The 20,698-nt window shown below is 66.3% G+C and carries 21 protein-coding genes; 9 read left to right on the forward strand and 12 right to left on the reverse strand.

Features of this window, described 5'->3' with window-relative positions; all coding sequences use genetic code 11:
- Window positions 1-45: 45 nt before the first annotated feature.
- The 7 genes from U5A65_RS21925 to U5A65_RS21955 form a co-directional block, all read right to left on the reverse strand.
- On the reverse strand, window positions 46-300 hold the full coding sequence (locus U5A65_RS21925; protein WP_321915555.1) for a helix-turn-helix transcriptional regulator: 255 nt from the start codon (window positions 298-300) through the stop codon (window positions 46-48).
- The gene (gene epsC / locus U5A65_RS21930) at window positions 297-1,271 is read right to left on the reverse strand and encodes a serine O-acetyltransferase EpsC (RefSeq protein WP_321947367.1); all 975 of its coding nucleotides are present in this window, start codon (window positions 1,269-1,271) and stop codon (window positions 297-299) included. Before epsC ends, U5A65_RS21925 begins: the two co-directional genes overlap by 4 nt.
- 73 nt (window positions 1,272-1,344) lie before the next feature.
- Entirely contained in the window at window positions 1,345-1,812 is a 468-nt protein-coding gene (locus tag U5A65_RS21935) for a rhodanese-like domain-containing protein (RefSeq protein ID WP_321915553.1), read from the reverse strand.
- Window positions 1,813-2,040: 228 nt separating this feature from the next.
- Window positions 2,041-3,138: a substrate-binding domain-containing protein gene (locus U5A65_RS21940; RefSeq protein ID WP_321947368.1), complete on the reverse strand. Its 1,098-nt coding sequence runs from the start codon at window positions 3,136-3,138 to the stop codon at window positions 2,041-2,043.
- 27 nt (window positions 3,139-3,165) lie between these two features.
- A complete protein-coding gene (locus U5A65_RS21945) occupies window positions 3,166-4,404 on the reverse strand; it encodes an SfnB family sulfur acquisition oxidoreductase (RefSeq protein WP_321947371.1) in 1,239 nt (412 codons plus the stop codon).
- A gap of 71 nt (window positions 4,405-4,475) precedes the next feature.
- The gene (locus U5A65_RS21950) at window positions 4,476-5,534 is read right to left on the reverse strand and encodes an ABC transporter permease (protein ID WP_321947373.1); all 1,059 of its coding nucleotides are present in this window, start codon (window positions 5,532-5,534) and stop codon (window positions 4,476-4,478) included.
- Between the two features lie 3 nt (window positions 5,535-5,537).
- Window positions 5,538-7,028, reverse strand: coding sequence for a sugar ABC transporter ATP-binding protein (locus tag U5A65_RS21955; protein ID WP_321947374.1), 1,491 nt, complete (start codon window positions 7,026-7,028; stop codon window positions 5,538-5,540).
- Window positions 7,029-7,386: 358 nt separating this feature from the next.
- Here U5A65_RS21955 and U5A65_RS21960 point away from each other — a divergent pair, with 358 nt between their 5' ends.
- From U5A65_RS21960 to U5A65_RS21980, 5 genes are all read left to right on the forward strand, one after another.
- Complete coding sequence (locus U5A65_RS21960; RefSeq protein ID WP_321947376.1) at window positions 7,387-8,631, forward strand: acyl-CoA dehydrogenase family protein; 1,245 nt, start codon at window positions 7,387-7,389, stop codon at window positions 8,629-8,631.
- Between the two features lie 5 nt (window positions 8,632-8,636).
- On the forward strand, window positions 8,637-10,085 hold the full coding sequence (locus U5A65_RS21965) for an LLM class flavin-dependent oxidoreductase (protein ID WP_321947378.1): 1,449 nt from the start codon (window positions 8,637-8,639) through the stop codon (window positions 10,083-10,085).
- Window positions 10,086-10,263: 178 nt separating this feature from the next.
- Window positions 10,264-11,043 carry an amino acid ABC transporter substrate-binding protein gene (locus U5A65_RS21970; RefSeq protein ID WP_321947380.1) on the forward strand — a complete coding sequence of 260 codons (780 nt, stop codon included), beginning with the start codon at window positions 10,264-10,266 and terminating at the stop codon, window positions 11,041-11,043.
- Window positions 11,044-11,056: 13 nt separating this feature from the next.
- Window positions 11,057-11,734: an amino acid ABC transporter permease gene (locus U5A65_RS21975; protein ID WP_321915545.1), complete on the forward strand. Its 678-nt coding sequence runs from the start codon at window positions 11,057-11,059 to the stop codon at window positions 11,732-11,734.
- Window positions 11,734-12,492 carry an amino acid ABC transporter ATP-binding protein gene (locus tag U5A65_RS21980; RefSeq protein WP_321915544.1) on the forward strand — a complete coding sequence of 253 codons (759 nt, stop codon included), beginning with the start codon at window positions 11,734-11,736 and terminating at the stop codon, window positions 12,490-12,492. The genes U5A65_RS21975 and U5A65_RS21980 overlap by 1 nt, the downstream gene beginning before the upstream one ends.
- Before the next feature lie 14 nt (window positions 12,493-12,506).
- Here the strand turns inward: U5A65_RS21980 and U5A65_RS21985 are convergent, their stop codons facing one another.
- Window positions 12,507-12,725 carry a hypothetical protein gene (locus tag U5A65_RS21985; RefSeq protein WP_321915543.1) on the reverse strand — a complete coding sequence of 73 codons (219 nt, stop codon included), beginning with the start codon at window positions 12,723-12,725 and terminating at the stop codon, window positions 12,507-12,509.
- Between the two features lie 377 nt (window positions 12,726-13,102).
- Entirely contained in the window at window positions 13,103-14,209 is a 1,107-nt protein-coding gene (locus U5A65_RS21990; protein ID WP_321947382.1) for a PHB depolymerase family esterase, read from the reverse strand.
- 219 nt (window positions 14,210-14,428) lie between these two features.
- Here U5A65_RS21990 and U5A65_RS21995 point away from each other — a divergent pair, with 219 nt between their 5' ends.
- The 4 genes from U5A65_RS21995 (at window position 14,429) to U5A65_RS22010 (ending at window position 18,180) form a co-directional block, all read left to right on the forward strand.
- Window positions 14,429-15,001 carry a chromate transporter gene (locus U5A65_RS21995; protein ID WP_321915541.1) on the forward strand — a complete coding sequence of 191 codons (573 nt, stop codon included), beginning with the start codon at window positions 14,429-14,431 and terminating at the stop codon, window positions 14,999-15,001.
- Window positions 14,998-15,567, forward strand: coding sequence for a chromate transporter (locus U5A65_RS22000; protein WP_321947384.1), 570 nt, complete (start codon window positions 14,998-15,000; stop codon window positions 15,565-15,567). The genes U5A65_RS21995 and U5A65_RS22000 overlap by 4 nt, the downstream gene beginning before the upstream one ends.
- 132 nt (window positions 15,568-15,699) lie before the next feature.
- Window positions 15,700-16,026 (forward strand): DUF4148 domain-containing protein, encoded by a 327-nt coding sequence (locus U5A65_RS22005; RefSeq protein ID WP_415765459.1) that lies wholly within the window; start codon window positions 15,700-15,702, stop codon window positions 16,024-16,026.
- 321 nt (window positions 16,027-16,347) lie between these two features.
- A complete protein-coding gene (locus U5A65_RS22010; protein ID WP_321947385.1) occupies window positions 16,348-18,180 on the forward strand; it encodes a trypsin-like peptidase domain-containing protein in 1,833 nt (610 codons plus the stop codon).
- Window positions 18,181-18,268: 88 nt separating this feature from the next.
- Here U5A65_RS22010 and U5A65_RS22015 read toward each other — a convergent pair whose 3' ends face one another.
- From U5A65_RS22015 to U5A65_RS22025, 3 genes are read right to left on the reverse strand one after another with little or no spacing between them, the layout of a single operon-like run.
- A complete protein-coding gene (locus U5A65_RS22015; protein WP_321947387.1) occupies window positions 18,269-19,138 on the reverse strand; it encodes an anti-sigma factor in 870 nt (289 codons plus the stop codon).
- Window positions 19,135-19,653, reverse strand: coding sequence for a sigma-70 family RNA polymerase sigma factor (locus U5A65_RS22020; RefSeq protein ID WP_321915537.1), 519 nt, complete (start codon window positions 19,651-19,653; stop codon window positions 19,135-19,137). The genes U5A65_RS22015 and U5A65_RS22020 overlap by 4 nt, the downstream gene beginning before the upstream one ends.
- 55 nt (window positions 19,654-19,708) lie before the next feature.
- The gene (locus U5A65_RS22025; protein ID WP_321947389.1) at window positions 19,709-20,485 is read right to left on the reverse strand and encodes a transcriptional regulator; all 777 of its coding nucleotides are present in this window, start codon (window positions 20,483-20,485) and stop codon (window positions 19,709-19,711) included.
- Between the last annotated feature and the right edge of the window lie 213 nt (window positions 20,486-20,698).

A 20,698-nucleotide genomic window follows, 5' to 3' on the forward strand; every position in this document is an offset into this window, starting at 1 on the left:
GCGACGCCATTCCAGGCGCGAGTGCCCGTCCGAAAAGACATGCAATCAGGGAGACAGTGGAATGCCCGGCAGCACAGCGGCATGAACCGCGCCGCCGGCAAGCAGGTCGCCGATATCCACGCCTAGCGCGCGAGCGAGTTTCTCCGCCGTGACGATGGATGCGATGGCCGCGCCACGCTCGATTTCGCCGACGTAGGTCCGGTTCAATCCCGCATGCTCGGCGAGCCGCTCCTGCGACCACGCATGCGCTTCGCGCAGGCGCCGTACCGAGGCCCCGAAGTCATGAACGATGGCGCTCATCGCGATGCGCCCGCCGCAAGCGCAACCGGCGCGGCTGCGCCGGCCTCGGCCGTTGCGACCGCCGCCGGCGCGCGTGTTTCGTGGCGCGAGATGGCCTGCGTGACGTGCGCACCTGGCGGCACGCTTTCGGTCAGCCAGACGTTGCCGCCGATCACCGCGGCGCGCCCGAGGGTGACGCGCCCGAGTATCGTCGCGCCCGCGTAGATGACGACGTCGTCCTCGACAATGGGATGGCGTGCCAAGCCCTTTTCGAGGTTGCCGGCCGCATCGCGCGGAAAGCGCTTCGCGCCGAGCGTCACCGCCTGATAGACACGCACACGCTCGCCGATGACCGCGGTTTCGCCGATCACCACACCCGTGCCGTGATCGATGAAGAACGCGCTGCCGATCTGCGCGCCTGGGTGGATGTCGATGCCCGTGGCCGCGTGTGCGAGCTCCGAGATAATGCGCGCGAGCAGCGGCAAACCGAGGCGGTACAGCTCATGCGCAAGCCGGTGATGCGTGATGGCAAGCACGCCGGGGTAGCAGAGCAGCACTTCGTCCACGCTGCCTGCGGCGGGATCGCCGTTGAAGGCGGCGAGCACGTCGGTGTCGAGCAGCGAGCGGATGGCGGGCAGGCGCTGCGCGAACGCGCGCACCGCGGCCAGCGCGCGCGCATCGATCTCGTCCGGGGCGGCCTCCGCGTGCCGCGCCTTGTAGCGCAGTTCGAGCCGCGCCTGCGCAAGCAACGCATGCAGCGCCGCGTCGAGCGCGTGGCCCACATAAAAGTTTTCGCTCTCCTGGCGCAGGTCCGGCGGCCCGAGCCGCATGGGAAACAGCACGCCCTTGAGCGTCTCGACGACTTCGGCCAGCGCCTCGCGCGCCGGCAGGTCGCGGCCACCCGGCTCCAGCGCCCGCCGCTGCAGTTCACGCCATTGTTGCCGCACGCCCTGCAGCGCGTCGACGATTTCAGCCACATGAAATACGGTCACGCCAGTTCTCTCTTCGTTGTTCGCATGAATGATCCGGCGAGCGGGTGCGCAACCGGGGCTGCTTTCGCCCTGTCTAGTCCTGCACCCACGGCAGGCCATGAAAACGCCAGCCGTTATGCAAGCCGCGATGCCCCGCATCGTCCAGTTCGCCTTCGAAGCCTTCGGCTACGTTGAAGACGTGCGCAAAGCCCGCTTTGGCGGCGGCTTCGGCAGCCTGCGCCGAGCGGTTGCCGCTGCGGCACAGCAGCAAGACCGCGGCGGCCTTGCCGGTCTTCGCCTCCAGCTCGCGCACGAAGCGCGGATTGCGCGTCAGGCTCGTGCCGGTCGCCCAGGCCACGTGCAAGGTGTCGGGCACGTGGCCGACGAACTTGCGCTCCTCGCCGGTGCGCACATCCACGAGCACCGCCTCGCCCGCCTGATGGAGCGCCCACGCCTGCTGCGCAGTCACGCTGCCCGCATACGGCAAACCGGCCGCCCGCGCGGCGCCAAGCGCGGCTTCGAGATCCGCGTGCAACGGCTTTTCCTGCAATGCCACTGTCATCAGTGCCTCCATGTAATGTTGGCGGCACATCAGGCCCTTTGGGAGAAGCTGCCGCCTTTAGACATCAGGAATTCACTATGCGGGCAAGGCGGCGCGCGTCCAACCAATTAAAAATGCTATCCAAATGGGCATACGCTTCACATGCAATTACGCCAGTTCAGCGGTGATCGCAGACGGCTTGTGCATCGCGAACCTTCGGCGCGACACCGTCAGCCGGTCAGCGGCAAATCACTGCTCCACGGGAATCCACGGAGCGGTCGCCGCGTTGCTCGTGCGGAATGCCGGAAACTTCGTCCCCAGTTCGGCGACCGTGCGGATATCGTTCTTCACGAGATCGTCGCGCGTAACGAGCGTGGGCTTCACGACGATCTGATGGGCGAGCGGCTGCCCGGCCACGGCGATTGCCGCGGCGCGCACCGACACCGCGCCCACGACAGCGGGATTCGTCGCGGCCGTGGCCACCCACGCGCTGTTGGGCGCGCGAATCGCCTCGATGTCGGCGGTCGAGATGTCCGCACTGTAGATCCGCAGCTTGTCGCCGAGATTCGCCTCGTTCGCCGCGAGATTGGCGCCGCGCGCGAACTCGTCATAAGGCGCGATCACCACGCGGATATCCGGATGGGCGCGATAGGCGGCCGCCGCCTGATTCGCCACGGACTGCGCAATCGGATTGTCCACGGTGCCCCAGCGCGCTTTTTCCTGAACCCCCGGATGCTCGCGCTTGAACGATTGCCACACCGCGTCGCGGCGATCGAGCGGTGCGAACCCCGCCACGTAGACGTAGCCGGCGGAAAACGCCTTGCCGTTATCCTTCACGGCCTGCGCAAGCAACAGCGATGCGAGATCGCCGTCGCTCTGCTCGATCTGCGGGACCTTGGGGTTCGCGAGATTGACGTCGAACGCAATGACCTTGATGCCCTTGTCGAGCGCCTGCTGAACGACGTCGCCCAACGACTCGGGCAAGCCGTGATTGACGATGATGGCGGACACGCCGAGATTGATGGCCTGCTGGATCTGATCGCGCTGCTGCGCCGCGTCCTGACGCCCTTCGTAAATGCGCAGATCGATGCCGAGCGCCTTCGCCTGCTTCTGTGCGCCCGCTTCGTAGGCCTGGAAGAAGTCGCCCTCGGAAATATAGTTGACCAAAGCGACCTTGACGCCGCCTTTGTCGAACGGCGCCGGCGCGCCCTTCAGCGCCTCGGCGTGCGCAGCGAGCGAGCCAACAAGGTTCGCAGCGCACAGCGTGAATGCGCCAAGCGCGCGGCGCGCCGAAGAACGGCGGCGCGATGCGCCGTTGCGAATGAGCTGGTGAATCAATGTCTTCATGACGTTCCCGTTGTGTGTGTGTCTGGATCAATTCCAGGCGTGACGCGCCGGCTTCACGCCGTTGAGGTAGTAATTCCCGACGAGGTGATACTTCCAGCGCACCGGGTCATGCAGCGTATGGGTGCGCGCATTGCGCCAGTGACGGTCGAGATTGTGGACACTGAGCGTCGCCTGGGTGCCGGCCAGTTCGAACAGCTTCTCCCCTGCTAGCAGGGCGATTTCCGTCGTCAGCACCTTCGCCTCTCCCACGGCGACCGAGGCGCGCGCCACGTCGTCCTCCGTCGTCGCACCCTGTGCCGCGAGTTCGTCGAGCACGCGCGCCGCGCGTTCGAGCAAGGCCTCCGCGGCATGCAACTGGATGTGCAGATGCCCGACCTCACGGATCGTCAGCGGATCGTCGCTCGCGCGCTCGACACCGCTGTCGACCCACGGCCGGGTGCGCGCACGCACGAACGCGAGCGTGTCGTCGATCGCGGCGCGGGCAATGCCCGCATCGATCGCGGCCTGGATGATCTGCGAGAGCGGACCATTGAGCGTGGGCTGCTCGGAAACGCGATGCGCGGGCAACACGAGACTGGCCGGCACGCGTACGCTTTCGAGCGTGACGGTGCCGCTCGCGGTGGTGCGCTGGCCAAAACCGGACCAGTCGTCAACCACGCTGAGCCCTTGCGTGCCTCGCGGAATATAGGCGAGCCATCCCCTGCGGTCCTCGTCGAGTCCGAGCACGGGCACGAAATGGGCAAATAGCGCGCCCGTCGAATAGAACTTGGTGCCGTCGACCACGTAGTGGTCCCCGTCACGGCGCACCCGTGTTTTCAGGTCGAGCACATGCTTCGTGCCCTTCTCCGAGAAACCGTTGCCGAAGCGCTTGCCGGCGAGCACCTGGCCGAACAGGCCACGCTTTTGCTCCTCGGTGCCCGTTAGCGCGATCACGTCGACGAGACCGAAGTGGTTCTGCGGCAGTTGCCCGAGCGACGCGTCCGCGGCGGCAATGAGCTTGACCACTTCCGTTAGGGTAACGAACGAAACGCCAGCGCCGCCGTATGCCTTCGGCACCGTGATGCCCCACAGGCCCGAGCGCGAAAACCACTCGACTTCTTCATGCGGCAAACGCCGCTCGCTATCGCGCAGCGCGGCGCCCTCGGCCAGCCGTGCGGCCAGTTCCTTTGCAACCGCTATCGCCTCGCTGTCCGTGGCGATGACATGTGCGGCTTCGGTTGCGGGTGTGGCACCCTGTGCCGCGATGTCTGCCAGTGTCTCTGCCATGTTGTGCTCCGCTCGATCAGGTTGTATGACTCGCAAACCAGAAAATAAAATCTGCCGGCCTTCGGATGGCGTCAGTCGCGGCCTTGCGTCCTGCGGCCGACGCTGAACGTAAATGCCAGCGCCACGACCAGCAACGCACCTTTGATGAAGTCCTGGAGGTAGTAAGGCGCGTTGAGCATCGTGAGACCGTTGAGCAGCACGCCAACGAACACGGCGCCGACGACCGTGCCCGGCACGTTGGGCCGCTTTGCGCCCCACACTGCGTAGCCCACGAGTGCCGCCGCCACCGCGTCGAGCAGCAACGAATGCCCAGCGCTCACGTCGCCGCGACCAACGCGCGCGGCAATGAGCAGTCCGCCGAGTGCCGCGATCGTCGCCGAAGCGACATACGCGCCCATCCGGTAACGGGCCGTGGGCGCGCCCGCCAGTCGCGCCGCGTTCTCGTTGCCGCCGATGGCATAGATCACGCGACCCCACCGCGTCGAGCCCATGACAGCCGAAACGAGCACGGTCAGCACGAGCAGCACGAGCACGGGAACGGGCACCACCTCGAAGAAGCGTGCGCGTCCGAGCGCGAGAAACGCAGCCGGAAACATGCCGCTTGCTTCGGTGCCGTCCGGCAGGATCGTGCCTGTGGCCAGAGAACGGCCGCCCGTCGGAATCAGTTGCAGCCCGGCGAGCAGGAAGAGCGTGCCGAGCGTCGCAAGCTGGTCCGGCACATGCAGGCGCGTGATGAGCAGGCCGTTGAACAGCCCCGCCGCGACGCCAAGCGCGAGACACGCGAGCACGGCCTCCCAGGTGCTGCCGTGCCACACCACGAGCACGTAGCTCGCGGCCATCTGCGCGGAGGCGGCGACGCTCCCCACCGAAAGATCGAAGCCGCCAGCGGCGAGCGTGATCGTCACACCGATGCCGAGCAACGCAACAATCGATACGGCCTGCAGGATGCTGAACAGGTTGGCGATATTCAGAAACGCCGGTTCACGTACCGTGAAGATCACCACGAGCGCAGCGAGCACGATCAGCAGCCCGGCGCGTTCGAGCGCGACGAAAAGGCCGCGGCGATGCCGTGCAGTCTCGTGACGGGCGGGAGAGTCTTCGGTGGCGAGTGTCGGCGTGACGGATCTCATGATTCAGTGGGCGAGGTGGGAGACTGTGGAGTCCTGATGATCGATCGCGCCGCGATCGAACGAGACGATGCGGTCGGCGACTTCGTGCGCCTCTTCGAGGTCGCTGACGAAAACGAGCGTCGCGCGACCGGCCGCGCGACGACGCAATGTGGCAGCGATATCGGCTCTAGCTCCCGCATCGACGCCCTGAAACGGCTCATCGAGCAGGAGCAGCCTCGCGGGCTCGGCGTGCCAGCGCGCAAGCAGCACCTTCTGCTGGTTGCCGCCCGACAGCCGTGAGACGCGGTCGTCCGGTCCCGAGCAGCGAATGCCGAACGCCTCGATCGCGGTGCGCGCCTCGGCGTGCTCGCGTTCGTGCGGCAACGCGCCGCCGCGCCGCCAGCGCGACAAGAACGGGAAGCTGATCGTGCCGGCGATCGATGCGAACGCCACCGTGTCGGGAAAGAGCGATGTGCGCCACCGGTCTTCACCCGCGAGAAATACGCCTGCGCGAATCGCCTCTGCGGGCGTGCGCGGCGCCCAAGGGCGCCCGTAGAGTTCCATCTGGCCCGCTGCCGCTCGCAGCGCGCCGAAAATCACCTGCGCGAGCCGCGACTTGCCCGCCCCGACCGGGCCGACAATCGCGACGATCTCGCCCTGCGCCACCTCGAGATCGAATGCATCGCAACCCGGCGCGAGACGCAGACCGCGCAACCGCAGCGCAGGCTGCACCGATTGCGCACCGGCCAGCCGCGTGTGAGGCAAGGTTCGCGCCGCCGCCAGCGGCCGGCCGATCATCGCTTCGAGCGCAGCGTCGTAATCCACCGGCGCGTGCTGCTCACCGACAATGCGGCCATCGCGCAGGATCGAAACGCGTGAAGCGAGCCTTCGGAGGTCGCCCAGCCGGTGCGAGACGAGCAACACGGCTACGCCCTCGGCCCGCAGGCCTTCGACGAGCGCGTAAAGCCGCTGCGCCTCGCTTGCAGAAAGGCTGGCCGTCGGCTCGTCGAGGATCAGCAGGCGCGGGCGCGACGCCAGTGCACGTGCGATCACGACGCGTTGCTGCCCGGCAAGCGAGAGCGAGCCGAGCGGCGCGTCGAGATCGGCTTCGAGCGCCACGCGCGCGGCCAATGCGCGCGCGCGTTCCCGGCGCGCGGACCGCGGCGTCCACCAGTGCGCGTGGCCGTCACACAGCGCGTCGAGCAACAGATTGTCGGCAACCGACAGCGCGGGCACTACCGCGTCGGCAATGCTCTGATGCACCGTGGCGACGCCCAGGCGCTTCGCCGCCTGCGGTGAAGCGGGCGCGTAAGATTTCCCGCCTAGCGTGAGCGAGCCTTCGTCGGGCAGGTTCACGCCGCTCAGGATCTTCACGAACGTCGATTTGCCCGCCCCGTTCGCGCCCATCAGCGCGACGACCTCGCCCGCGCGGATGGAAAAGTCGAGCCGCGATAGCGCAACGGTTGCGCCAAAGCGCCTGGTGATCGCATGAGCAGTCAGAATCGGAGCGGACATCGCAGCGTACGCGTTCGCGCATCGAAGGTTGGCATTGGCACTCATCCTAGCGAGGCGCGGCAGTCAGCCAAACGAAGCGATGCTCATATTCATGCGCCCCCGATTGATAAGGGAAACTACATAACAGTTGCTGCGCAGCGCTTCCGCGATGACAGCGCAATCGCTGTCATCGCGCGGCGCGCCTCCACGCAAATCCGGCAAACCGATATCGATTCGACAATCGGTTATTGGAGTGGCGTCACACGCCTTCCTATACTCATCCTCTTCGTCCCGTGCCAACGGGCGTGCATGCTGCCTCAAACGGCTACGCGGCCCTTGCCGCGCGCAGTGTTGTTACCCCTCATTCGAGAACGAAAGCATGAGTTCATCGCGATCCGACGACACACTCTCCAGCGGCGCCGACTACGACGCCCTCGCCGCCCGTTTCCTCCCCGCCTTCGCGGAAATCGCCGATGATGCCGCCGAGCGCGATCGCACACGCAGCCTGCCGCACGAAGCGGTCGCCCTGCTCAAGAAAGCGGGCTTCGGCGCCGTACGCGTTCCCGCGCGTCACGGCGGCGCAGGCGCCTCGATCGAGCAACTGTTCCGCCTGATCATCGAACTGGCGGCGGCCGATTCGAATTTGCCGCAGGCGCTGCGCGGCCACTTCGCCTTTGTCGAAGACAAGTTGAATGCGCCGGCGGACGAGGACCAGCGCGCCTGGCTCGATCGTTTCGCGGGCGGGCAGCTGGTTGGCAATGCGTGGACCGAAGCGGGCGATGTGGCGCTCGGCCAGATCAACACGAAGGTGAGCCGCCGCGATGGCCGGTTCGTGCTGAACGGCGCGAAGTACTACAGCACCGGCAGCCTCTACGCTGACTGGATCGACGTCTTCGCGCAGCGTGACGACGACGGTAGCGACGTCATCGTCGCGGTGAATGTGCACCAGCCCGGCGTGATTCGTGAAGACGACTGGGACGGCTTCGGCCAGACGACGACCGGCAGCGGCACCACCGTGTTCCGGAACGCCGAGGTGCACGCGCGCCATGTCATCGACTTCGGCCGCCGTTTCAAGTATCAAACCGCGTTCTATCAGCTGTTTCATGTCGCCACGCTCGCGGGCATTGCGCAAGCCGCGCAACGCGACGCCGCCGCGCTCGTGCGCAGCCGCAAACGCATCTACAGCCACGGCAATGCCGCGCGAGCGAGCGACGACGCGCAGATCCAGCAGGTGGTGGGCGAGATCGCCTCGTGGGCCTATGGCGCACGGGCCGTGACCTTGCAGGCCGCGCAGGCGGTGCAGCGCGCGTACGAGGCACGCTTTGGCGGCGACGACGAAGCCGAGCGCGCGGCGAACGTGGAGGCCGAAATCGCCTCGGCGCAGAGCCAGCTCGTCGCCTCCGAGTTCGCGCTGCGCGCCGCGACGCATCTGTTCGACGCGCTCGGCGCCTCGGCCATCCGCGCAAACCACGCGCTGGACCGGCACTGGCGCAATGCACGCGCCGTGTCGTCGCACAATCCGCTCGTCTACAAAGCGAAGATCGTGGGCGACTGGACCATCAACGGCACTGAGCCGCCCTTTGTCTGGCAAATCGGCAACGGACCGAAACGCGGGAGCCAATGACCATCATGAGCAAAACCATCCGTTTCAATGCCTTTGAAATGAACTGCGTGGCGCATCAGTCGCCGGGCCTCTGGACGCATCCGCGCGACCGCTCCTGGCAATACAAGGACCTCGCCTACTGGACCGATCTCGCGAAGATCCTCGAGCGGGGGGTGTTCGACGCGATCTTCATCGCGGACGTGATTGGCTACTACGACGTCTACCAGGGCAGCAACTACCACGCGCTTCATCAGGCGGCCCAGATCCCGGTGAACGATCCCTTGCAGCTTGCCGCGCCCATTGCGATGGTCACGTCGCACCTGGGCATTGGCATCACCGCCTCCACGAGCTTCGAGCACCCGTACACGTTTGCGCGCCGCCTCTCGACCGCCGATCACCACACGCAAGGGCGCCTCGCCTGGAACATCGTGACGTCGTATCTCGAGAGCGGCGCGAAGAACATCGGGCAAGGCGGCCTGCGCGACCACCACGACCGCTACGAAGTCGCGACCGAATACGTAGAAGTGCTCTACAAGCTGTTCGAGGGCAGCTGGGAAGATGACGCCGTGGTGCGCGACCGCGAACGGCGCGTGTTCACGCATCCGGAGAAAGTGCACGAGATCGGTCACAAGGGCAAACACTTCGAAGTGCCAGGCTATCATCTTTGCGAGCCTTCGCCGCAGCGCACGCCGGTGCTGTTCCAGGCGGGCGCATCCGGTCCAGGCAAGACGTTCGCGGCGCAGCATGCCGAATGTGTGTTCGTCGCCGCGCTCTCGCAGGCCCAGCTGCGCGACTACGTCGCGGATGTACGCCGCCAGGCAGCGCTCGCCGGTCGCGACGCGCACAAGCTGTTGATCTACAACCTCGTCACCGTGATCGTCGACGAGACTGACGCAAAGGCATTGGCGCGCTTCGAGGAGTACCAGCGCCATGTCTCCTATGACGGCTCGCTCGTGTTCATGTCGGGCTGGACCGGCATTGACTTCGGCCAGTACCTGCCGACCGACACCGTGAAACGCGTGCAGACGAATGCCATTCACTCCGCCGTCGATCATCTCTCAGGCGGCGACAAAACGTGGACGATCGAGTCGCTGGCGCGGTGGGGCGGCATCGGCGGAATGGGGCCCGTGTTCGTGGGCTCCGCCGCGACGGTGGCCGACATTCTTCAGGAGTGGGTCGAGGCCACGGGCGTAGACGGCTTCAACCTGGCCTACGCGGTCGCGCACGAGACGTTCGAGGACATCGTGAACCTGCTCGTACCCGAGTTGCAGCGACGCGGCGTGTACCCACGCGACTACGCGCCGGGCACGCTGCGCGAAAAGCTGTTCGGCGCCGGCGCGCGGTTGCCCGACGAGCATCCCGCGGCGCGCTTTCGCGATATCGAACGCGTGAAGCGCGAACTCGCGGCGCGCGCCAGTGAAACGGGCACCGTTCAAACGCCGGAAGACGCGGTCGCCGCCTTGCCGCACGAATAGTCAGATCGCGTACGCCAGCACTGCCGCTTCATCCGCCGCTGCGGCCCATCCGTCGTCATATTCCGCTACAGCATATGCATAGCGAATGTGGCTGTTTTGCAGCCACGCGCGCGCCTCGTAGAATCGGTCCGCTCTTCGATGACCACGCTACTGAACCTTTAACTATTCCTTCTCGATCATGAAAGCCATTCGCTCCGTTCTCGTTGCCGCGCTCCTGTCGGCCGTTGCCGCCGTACCCGCCCTCGCCGCCGATGACCTCGCACAAGTCAAGACGTCCGGGGTGTTTCGCGTCGGTACCGAAGGCACGTACGCACCGTTCACTTACCACGACGAAACAGGCAAGCTGACGGGCTTCGACGTCGACATTGCAACGGCCATCGCACAGCGGCTCGGCGTGAAGCCACAATTCGTCGAGGGCAAGTGGGACGGCCTGATCGCCGGCCTCGACGTCAACCGCTATGACGCGGTGATCAACGAGGTTTCGATCACGGACGCGCGCAAGGTCAAGTACGATTTTTCGACGCCGTATATCTCGACGCATGCGGTGCTGATCGTGCGCTCGGACAATACGAACATCCACTCCTTCGACGACCTCAAAGGCAAGAAGTCGGCCAATACGCTGACCAGCAACTTCGGCAAGCTCGCGGCATCGCACGGCGCCGATGTCGTGCCGGTGCAAGGCTTCAACGAATCGATCGATCTGCTGACCTCGGGCCGCGTGGACGCCACCGTAAACGACTCGCTTTCGTTCCTCGACTTCCAGAAGCACAAGCCCGACGCCAAACTCAGGATCGCAGCCACCGACACCTCCTCCGCCGGCGACCAGTCCGGCGTGCTGCTCCGCAAGGGCAACCCCGAGCTGGTCGCGGCAGTCGACAAGGCGCTCGCGGACATCAAGGCCGACGGCACCTACGCCAAAATCTCCCGGAAGTACTTCGGCAAAGACATTTCGCAATAAGGCGGACTGAACGATGCCTGCATGGCTGCATCTGATGGCGCAATCGTTGTGGCCACTGCTCTACGCGGGACTGGTGTTTACCGTCCCGCTCACGCTGGCTTCCTTTGCAATCGGCATGGCGCTTGCGTTCTGCGCGGCGCTCGTACGCCTGTTCGGACAGCGCTGGGCGGTCGCCGCCGTGCGCTTCTATATCTGGCTCTTTCGCGGCTCGCCGCTACTCGTGCAGCTGTTCGTCATTTTCTACGGACTGCCCAATGTGGGCATCGTGTTCGATCCGTTGACGGCGGCGATCATCGGCTTTTCGCTCAATGTCGGCGCCTATAACGCGGAAGTCATTCGCGGCGTGATCGAATCCATTCCGCGCGGGCAGTGGGAAGCGGCCTATTCGATGAACATGACGCGCGCGCAGGCGTTGCGCCGCGCCATCCTCCCGCAGGCGATCCGCGTGGCATTGCCCGCCCTCTCGAACTCGTTCATTTCGCTCGTGAAGGACACCTCGCTCGCGGCGGTGCTGACCGTGCCGGAAATCTTCCAGGCCGCCCAACGCATCGCGGCCGTGACTTACGAACCCCTGATTCTCTATACCGAGGCCGCGTTGATCTACCTGGTGTTCAGTTCCGTGCTCTCGCAGGCGCAGGGCCGGCTCGAAGCGCGCTACGGCCGCCACGCCTTGTTTTCGGTGGGGCGCTGATGATCCGTATCGAGCAAATCCACAAGTCGTTCGGCGAGCATCGGGTTCTCGCAGCCATCGACCTGACGCTCAAACCCGGCAGCGTCACCGCGCTGATCGGACCTTCGGGCAGCGGCAAAAGCACGCTCCTTCGCTGCATCAACTTGCTGGAAGTCCCCGACTCGGGCGCGTTGAACGTGGGCGACGCCCGCGTGGAGTTCGGCCCGCGCCGCCGGCTGTCTCACGGCGAAATCGCGTCGGTTCGTAGACATACCGGCATGGTATTCCAGAACTTCCAGCTATTTCCGCACCTGAGCGTCATCGAGAACGTGATGGAAGGACTGCTGACGGTCCTGAAGTGGGACAAGGATCGCGCCCGCGAGCGCGCGGCCACGCTCCTCGCGAAGGTCGGAATCGCCCAGAAGGCCGACGCGTGGCCGTCCACGCTGTCGGGCGGGCAGCAGCAGCGCGTGGCCATTGCACGCGCGCTCGCCCCCTCACCGCAGGTATTGCTATGCGACGAGCCGACCTCGGCGCTCGACCCCGAGCTTTCCGCCGAAGTCGTGGAGGTGCTCAGGCAGCTCGCGCTGGAGGGTACGACCATGCTGATGGCAACGCATGACCTGCGGCTCGCGGCTTCCGTCGCGCACGACGCGGTCTTCCTCAAGGATGGCGCGATCGTCGAAGCCGGACCGTCCAGCGAACTCTTCTCGCGCCCGCGCGATGCGCGCACGGCGCGCTTCGTCTCCACGCTCACGCAAGCGCTGCCGGCATTCTGATCCTACGCGGCGCATCACCCCGCCGCCCGCAGGCCGCGCTGATCGATCCACAGGCGCGCCCAGCGTGAGGCATACGCGATGGCGTGATCGGGCTCGAAAAAATAATCGAGCGCTTCGAAAGAAAACGACGTTTCAAGCGCCGGCGACCTGTTCTCGATGGTCAGGTTCGCCGCATAGAGTCCGCTTGGCAGCGCATGCGCGGACGGTTCGACGTTGTATCCCTTGTATCGCATGTAGGTTCCCGTGAAAGCAGGCGCGGACACGAGCGTCCGCGGCACTTCATGCTAGTGCGCGAAACGCGCGCAGCCAAAGAATGTTTTGGCGTTAGCAAATCAGCGCGGCCGCCGATTCGGGATTACCGTTTGGCCTCGATGTCGTTTGCGTGCATTCGCATCGCTGCCAAGCGGGCAGATCGTGTCGCCGCATGATAAGGATTACGTATGATCTGATAAAGCCGCCATGCGCCGCCCCCTCGCCCGAGCGGTATCAACAATATCTGCCTGGCAACGCGCGTGACGCGATGAACGCCTACCTGGAATGGGAGTATGGTCTCGTCGCTCAACTCGGGAAAGACGGCACGCACGGCTTTTTTGTGATCTGAACGCCCCGTTCACGCCATTGCGCCTGCAGCGCTTCGGCGCTGCCGCCGGAAGAACTGCCACATCATCGACATCGCGTCGGGGCCTCGATCCGAATGAAACGGCTCGCTCGGGTCGCCGCCGCTCCATGCGTGCCCGAGCCCTCGAACAACGCATACCCGTACGACGAGCCTGCCCGCCTTGACATAGTCGGTGTACGCCACCGCGTCGCGGCTATAGCTGCGTATTTCGCCAACGCGCAATTCGCTCTGCGCGTCGAGCAGCCGGTTGACTCGCGCGAACTGCATGCCAAGTTGCATCGCGTTGCGCCTCGCCACGACCGCGTCGAGTTCGCCTTGCACGATGAAGGCGGGCATGCCCGGATGCACGGCGACGTCGAGCGCGGCATCGACGAGATGCACCGGTTCTTCGCGGCTCGCGTGACGCATGACGCTCATCGCGCTCATCGTGGAGGTGGCCGCGCCGAATACCGGCCCGGAGTGCAGGCCAACGGCTGCGAAACGCCACGGATAGCGCATGGCGAGCACGGACGCGAGCCCCGCCCCCGCCGAGATGCCCGCCAGGTAGACGCGTTCGCGATCGAATCCGTGCTCGCGCACGATCGCGTCGACAAGCGATGCGACCGCTGGCGCCTCCGACTGCGCATGATCGCCGTGCCAGTGCCAGCAGCGCTGTGCATGCGCCGTTTTCGCCTGCTCGGGAAGCAGCACGGCAAAGCCTGACCGATCCGCCAGCCGGCAAACGCGCGTGCCCGCGGCGAACGATTCCGCCGTTTGCTTGCAGCCGTGCAGCATGACCACGAGCGGCATGGCCCTGGCCACGCCGGCGGGCAGATAGAGCGCATACGCGAGATGGTTGATGAGATGCCCGGCCCTGGGCGGCGCGGAATGCCAGGAACGCAACCACCTGCCGCCCGTGCCCGCCGGTTGCGCATGCGCCACGTGCGCGTTGCCGGTGTGTTTCGCCGATTTGGTTCCCGGCTTCGCGACGTGCGTGGGCTTCGCGGCCTTCGCGGGCGCCGTTTTACGTGCGGCGGCCTTTTTCTTCGGTCGCGTTGTGCTCATGCGGGTGAGCAGTTCGAGACCCTTGAGCCAAACGTTGGTCTTTTTCCTGGGCATGAGCAATGGCGACAAGGCGTTTTGTTCACGTCACGCCAGGAGCCACGCGGCGGACAGCGCGACACAGCGATCGTGTCGCTGCGAGTCCAACCATCATAGCGGCCCTGACCTTGCGCTGAATTTTGCGTGACAGCGCGCCGCTAACCGCTCCCGCGTCACGCGTGTCGCTGGCGCTATAATTTCGGCGACCGTTGCTGCGCCGCCCATTCCACCATTCCCGTGACTGCTTCCACACCCAACGCCCCGCCGCGCCCCACGCTGTTCGGACTCTTTCTGATATTCAGCCGCATTGGCTTGACGAGCTTTGGTGGCGGTTTGAGCGGCTGGCTGCTGCGCGAATTCGTTCAGGATCGCCACTGGATCAGCGAAGAGGACTTCCTCAACGGGCTCGCCATCTCGCAGGCGCTGCCCGGCATCAACGTCAAGAACATGGCGATCTGGATCGGGCATCGGCTGCTGGGCTGGCGCGGGGCCGCCGTGGCCGTCACCGGTATCGTCGTGCCGCCCGCGTGCCTGATCATCGTGATTGGCAGCGTGGTCGGCGCGCTCATCTTCCATCCGCTCACGCAGATTCTGATTGCCGGCGCCGCGGCTGCGGCCACAGGATTGTCGCTGTCGATGGGCGTCGTGACCGCGCGACGCGTGCGGCGGCAAATCCTTCCGCTGCTGCTCATGGCGGCGACTTTTCTTGCAATCGGCATTCTGCGTTTGTCGCTGGTGTGGGTGGTCGTCATCGGCGGCACGGTTAGCGTGCTCTACGAATACGTGGCGATCCGCCGGGGTGCGCGATGAATGCACGCCTGCTCGGTCAGCTGGCTGCCATTTTCGCGCCACTTTCGCTCGTGACGATCGGCGGCGGCCAGGCGATCGTCGCGGAGATTCAGCGCCAGGTCGTGCAAGTGCATCCCTGGATGACGCACTCGCAATTCGCCGCCGACTTCGCGATTTCACGCATGGCACCGGGCCCGGGCTCGCTGCTCGTCACGCTGATCGGCTGGCAGGTTGCCGGTTTCTGGGGTGCGCTCGTGGCGACCGCCGCGCTCCTGCTGCCAACGGGCTTCCTGATCTACGGCGTCACGCATATCTGGGGCCGCTATCAGGGCGCGGCGTGGCAGCTCGCGCTCGAGCGCGGCCTGCGTCCCATCGCGGCCGGCATGATGCTCGCGGCGGGCTGGGTGCTGCTCAAATCGCTGAACGGCGGCCTTCCCGCGAAGGCGATTGCCGTCGTATCGCTTTGCGTGCTGCTCAGAACGCGCGTCAGTCCGCTGGTTCTTCTCCTGGCCGGCGCGCTTGCGCTCGTTGGCGTGAGCCTGACCGGTGCGGGTCTGCCGCACTGGCTCCAGGTACAGCTCACGTAAAAAACACGCCGCCGTTACAACTCCACGGGAATAGCAGCCCACCCGCCGCGGTATACCCATTGCAGTCTCCGTTGATGCGACCGTGCTCCAGCCGGTCGCAGTACCACGCAATTTCATCAGGAGTTCGAAATGATTAACCGCCGCCCGTTTTTTGCCTTCCTCGTCGCGACTGCTTGCATCGGCGCCGTCTCCACCGCTTCCGCGCAAGGACTCACGCGCGCCCAGGTGCGCCAACAGCTGATCGAAGCGCAGGCCAACGGCTCGCAATTCGTGACCGATACCTCGTATCCCGATGTGAGCCCCGTATTCGCGCAACAAGTCGCGCATGCGAAGGCACAACAGCAACAACAGGCACCCAGCGGCATGGGCGCGCCCATGCAAGGCACGAGCGACTCCGGCGCGCCGCACGCGGCGTGCGTCGGGCCGGTGAGCTTCTGCAACCTGTATTCGGGTAGCTGAAAGCGACTGCCGCCTCCCGCTAGTCGCCCCTGCCGCAGTCGAACGCCCCGCTCAGGACGAGCGGGGCATCGCGCGCGCCTTTTTCGCCGCCGCCCTCTACCGCCCCCCCCAAGCGTCCTGGCCAGCCGCAGTGTCGGCAACGCGCCATATTCGATGCGCCGGGCATGCACCGGCACGCCGTCGTGCAGACTTTCGTGCGCTACAGGACAAACCCTGCCCCCCAATTGTCTTGTGGCGTGACTACACTATGTGCGTCGGCATTCGTTTGCTATCCGCGTTCGCGTGCCGCCCGCCAGCACGATGACCACTGGGAGGTGTGCTGTGCTCCGCCTGAACTTCGCCCGCAATTCGCGCTCCGCGGCAGCGCTTGCCCTGGCGCTTGCCAGCGCTTTCTGTTTTGATGCTAACGCGGCCACGCCGCCTGCGGCCTCCACCAAGCCGCCCGCCAGTAAAGCAGCCGCCGATAAGGCCGCAAACGACAAGGCCGCAAACGACAAGGCGGCTAACGACAAGGCCGCCAGCGACAAGGCAGCCGCGCAGCCGGCCGCCGCCGAGACGTCCGCGCCGGCGGCCGCCACACCCGACTTCTTCTCGCTCGCCGAGCGCTACGGTCCCGCCGTCGTGCACGTGATCGCGCGCAGCGCCGACGACCCGTCCGCGCAGCCCGAGCAGGAGGCCATCGACGCCGACGATCCTTTCTTCGCCTTCTTCAGGCGCGCGCCGAAGCCGGCGTCCGACGCGGACGCCAGCGGGCCGCGCGTGATGACAGGCATGGGCTCCGGGTTCATCGTCAGCCCCGATGGCGTCGTGCTCACCACGGCGCATGTCGTCGACAGCGCCGGGCAGGTGACCGTGCGGCTCACGGACAAGCGCGAGTTCAAGGCGGAGGTGGTCGGCGTCGACCCGCAAAGCGACGTTGCCGTGCTGCAGATCGACGCGCACGGTCTGCCGTTCGTGAAGCTCGCCGAAACGGCGAAGGTGCACGCCGGTGAGCCGGTGCTCTCGATCGGCTCGCCGGACAGTTACCAGAACACCGTGACGACGGGCATCCTCAGCGCGACTTCGCGCACGCTGCCCGACGGCAAGTCGTTCCCGTTCCTCCAGACCGACGTGGCGGTCAACCCCGACAACTCCGGCGGGCCGATCTTCAATCGCGCGGGCGAGGTGATCGGCATCGACGTGCAGATCTACGCCGACACCGGCCGCTACGGCGGCCTGACCTTCGCGATTCCGATCGACGCCGCCAACCAGTTCCGCGCCCAGTTGCAGGCGAGCAAGGCGGCGAACGCCGGCGGCGCCAATGCGGCGAACGCGGCGAATGGAGCCAACGGGGCAAACGCGGGCAACGGCGGCACGATCCGCACGTTCGGCATGCAGGTCGAAGACGTGAGCCCCGGGCTCGCGGCGGCGCTCGGCTTGCCGCACGCGGGCGGCGCGCTCGTCGATTCCGTCGACCCCGCCTCGCCCATGGGCAAAGCGGGTATCCGGGCCGGCGACGTGATCATGCAGGTCGGCACCAAACCCGTCGACCGGGCCGCGACGCTCGCCGCCGCGCTCGCAGCGGTGCCGCCCGCCACGCCGGCTGCGCTCAAGGTGATCCGCAACCGGCGCCCGGCGGTGGCCGGGTTCTCGAACACCGCGTACGAGGCCAAGGCGGAGGATGCGCCTGCTGCTGCGGCAGGCGCAGCAGGCGCAACAGGGGCAGCAGCGGCACAGGCAGCCGACGCCGAACAGGCAGCGGAAAAGACCGACGCGCCAGTCGCGCCCGCCGCCGGGGATGCGGCAAGCAAGGCGCCGCCGGCCAATGTGCACGCCATGAAGACGGTGATGACGGACACGGGCGCCCCGCTCGCCCAACCCGTCGCCGCGCAGGCCCCGCGGCACGCCGCGGACCGCATCGGCCTCGTCGCGCACGCGCTGAGCGAAGAGGAAAAGCGCTCAACCGGCCTGCCGCTCGGTTTGATGGTGGACGCTTCGACCGGCCCCGCCGCGACGGCGGGCGTGCGGGCTGGCGACGTCGTGCTGTCGCTCGACGACACGCTAGTCGAATCGCAGGAGGAAGCCGCCGCGCTCGAAGCCAAGGCGACGAAGAGCGTGTCGCTGCTGATTCAGCGCAACAACGCGCGCAGCTTTGTTGCGGTGAAGCTCAGGTGAAGTTCAGGTGAAGTTCAGCTGACAGGCCTGGAACAAACAAGCGCGGCACGGCGGCCTGACAAGCCGCCGTGCCCGCGCCCGGCGGTGCTCAACTCGGCGTCAACTGCGCATAAACGTCGTGCGCGAGCTGCAAAAGCGCCTTGCGGTCGATACCGCCGGAAAGCGCGTACCCGAAGTCGCCGTCCACCCAATAGAACACGTTCACCGGTCCATCCTGATACAGCTTGAACGCCGTGGTGTTGGCGCTCGTCTTGCGGTGCGAGATACACAGCGTCACGCGCTCGCCTTGCGCGTTGTGATACATGAACTGCGCGACCTGGCCGCCGTCGTCGGCGGGCAACAAGCGCCCGCCCGAAAGCTCGAAGCCGCTCTTCGACAGCATCGGCGCGCGCACATTCGTGCCGAGCCGGTTGGCGAGCCACTTCACGAAGTCCTGCTCCTGGCTGTCGTCCATTGCGTCGGGCCGCACCACCGTCGGCATGTAGACCACGTGTGCGAGCGCCGCCTGCCGTGCGAAGCGCATGGAGCCGTCCGCGCTCACCGCGTGCAGCTCGCCGCCGCCCGCCACGCCTGCGGGTCCGCCTGTGGCGCCCGTGCCGCTCATGCCGTAGTGCATGCCCCAGCCGATTGCCACGCCCAGCACGAGCGTCGCCGCGAGGCCCGCGAAGCGCGGCCAGTTCGACGCCGGCCGCGTGTTTTGCACCGTTTGCACCGTTTGCACCTGCGGCTCGGGCTCGGGCGCGGCCACGCGCAGGCGCGCGGGCAGCGGCTCGTTGAGCACGCGGTCGTAACGCTCGTGCAGCAGGTTGTTGAGCGCGAAGAAGTCGCTCGCGCGCGCGGCAAGCTCGGGATTGCGCTCGAGTTCGCGCTCCACGTCGGCGCGGCGCGCCTCGGAAAGCGTGCCGTCCACGTAGGCGTGGATCTCGTCTTGCGTGACTGGATTTTGTTGTTCGCTCATCGCACCACCTTCAGATTCGCACGCGGGACGGAACCGGCCATGAGCGCGCGCAGGCGCTCACGTCCCCTCGACAGACGCGACATGACCGTACCGATCGGGATGTCCAGCGCCAATGCGACGTCGGCGTAACTCATTTCCTCCAGTCCTACCAAAAGCACCACTTCGCGCTGCTCCACCGGCAAGCGCTGCAGCGCGAAATCCAGATCGCGCACTTCGAGCGCGCCCGTCTGCGTGGCGGGCACGGCGTAGTCGGTTTCGGGCACGCTTTCGTCGTCGACGGAAACATGCGCGCCGCGCGCTGCCGACTTGCGCACCTGGTTCACGAAGATGTTGTGCATGATCGTGAAAAGCCAGGCGCGCAGGTCGGTGCCCGAGCGAAACAGCTCCGTGCGGGCGATCGCGCGCTCCAGCGTGTCCTGCACGAGGTCGTCGGCAAGCTCGCGGTTGTTGATCAGCGCGCGCGCGTAGCGTCGCAGGCGCGGCACGTGTTCTATCAGCTCGTCACGGATGTCCATGTTTCATCCTGGATTGCTGCAAGGGTCATTGCGCGGTTTGCATCGCCGGGTGGCTTCACGATCCTTCGCCCTCGCGCGCCGGCGGCGTGGCGAGCGTCGCGAGGTCCGCCGCGCGCATCAGGCCGCGCGTTTGCGCGTTGCCCGCGAGCACCCAGCGCGTGCCATGCTCGCGCCACATCAACAGCCTCAACGGACCCGCGCGGTGCGCGCTCCACTGGGGCGCCGCGCCCGCCAGCCAGGCGCGGCTCGCGAGCAGCACCACGCGCTCGCCCTGGCTGTTCTCGTAGACATAGCGCTGCGCGTTCGCGAACGGGCCAACCCGCACTTCGCCGCCGCCCAGGAAGTGCAGGCCTGCCGCGCCGAAATCGAACGGCGCACGCGCCGCGCCTGCTTCCAGCGCCTCCGACTGCCCGTTTTCGGCCTCCATCAACGCCATGACCGCGGCGTTGTTCAAAACTTGCTGCGACGGCTCAGTCACGGCGACCCACGCCAAGGCGGCGCTCGCCAGCGCCAGGGCCGCCGCAAGAGCGATAGCGTAGCGCAACACCCGCCCGCCTCGGGCCGTAGCGGTGCGCGGCTGCGCCGTCTGCGCGGCCTGCGCCGGGTATGCGTCGCGAATCTGCGCGTTCAGCCGCCGGTAGAACAGGATGCGATGCCATTCGCCGGGCTTGCCCGCAAGGTAGCGCCGCACATGCGCCGCCCGCGCGCCGGCGAGCGTGCCGTCGCTATAGGCCTGGATATCGGCTTCGGAAATCGGCGGCTCGTCGAGCGGCCCGCGGAACTTCATGATCGTGATGCGATGCTGATTGGGTGGCGATGCGGGGACTAACACGCGGCGGCGCCGATTATTCCTGCGGGCGGCGAAATTCCCCCTTTTGCGTTCGCACGGCGCTCGAGCGATTTTGCGCTGCGCGGCCGCTCTTGCATCGCATCCGCATAAAAAAACGCCACATTACCCGCATTGAATAATATTTGAATTATTTCCTTAAAAGCGCGTGCGAGCATCACGCCCAACGGCCGCACACCTTGCGGCAGGTTCGTGATT

This window comes from Paraburkholderia sp. J10-1 (genome assembly GCF_905220165.1).
In the GTDB taxonomy this organism is placed as follows: Bacteria; Pseudomonadota; Gammaproteobacteria; order Burkholderiales; family Burkholderiaceae; genus Paraburkholderia.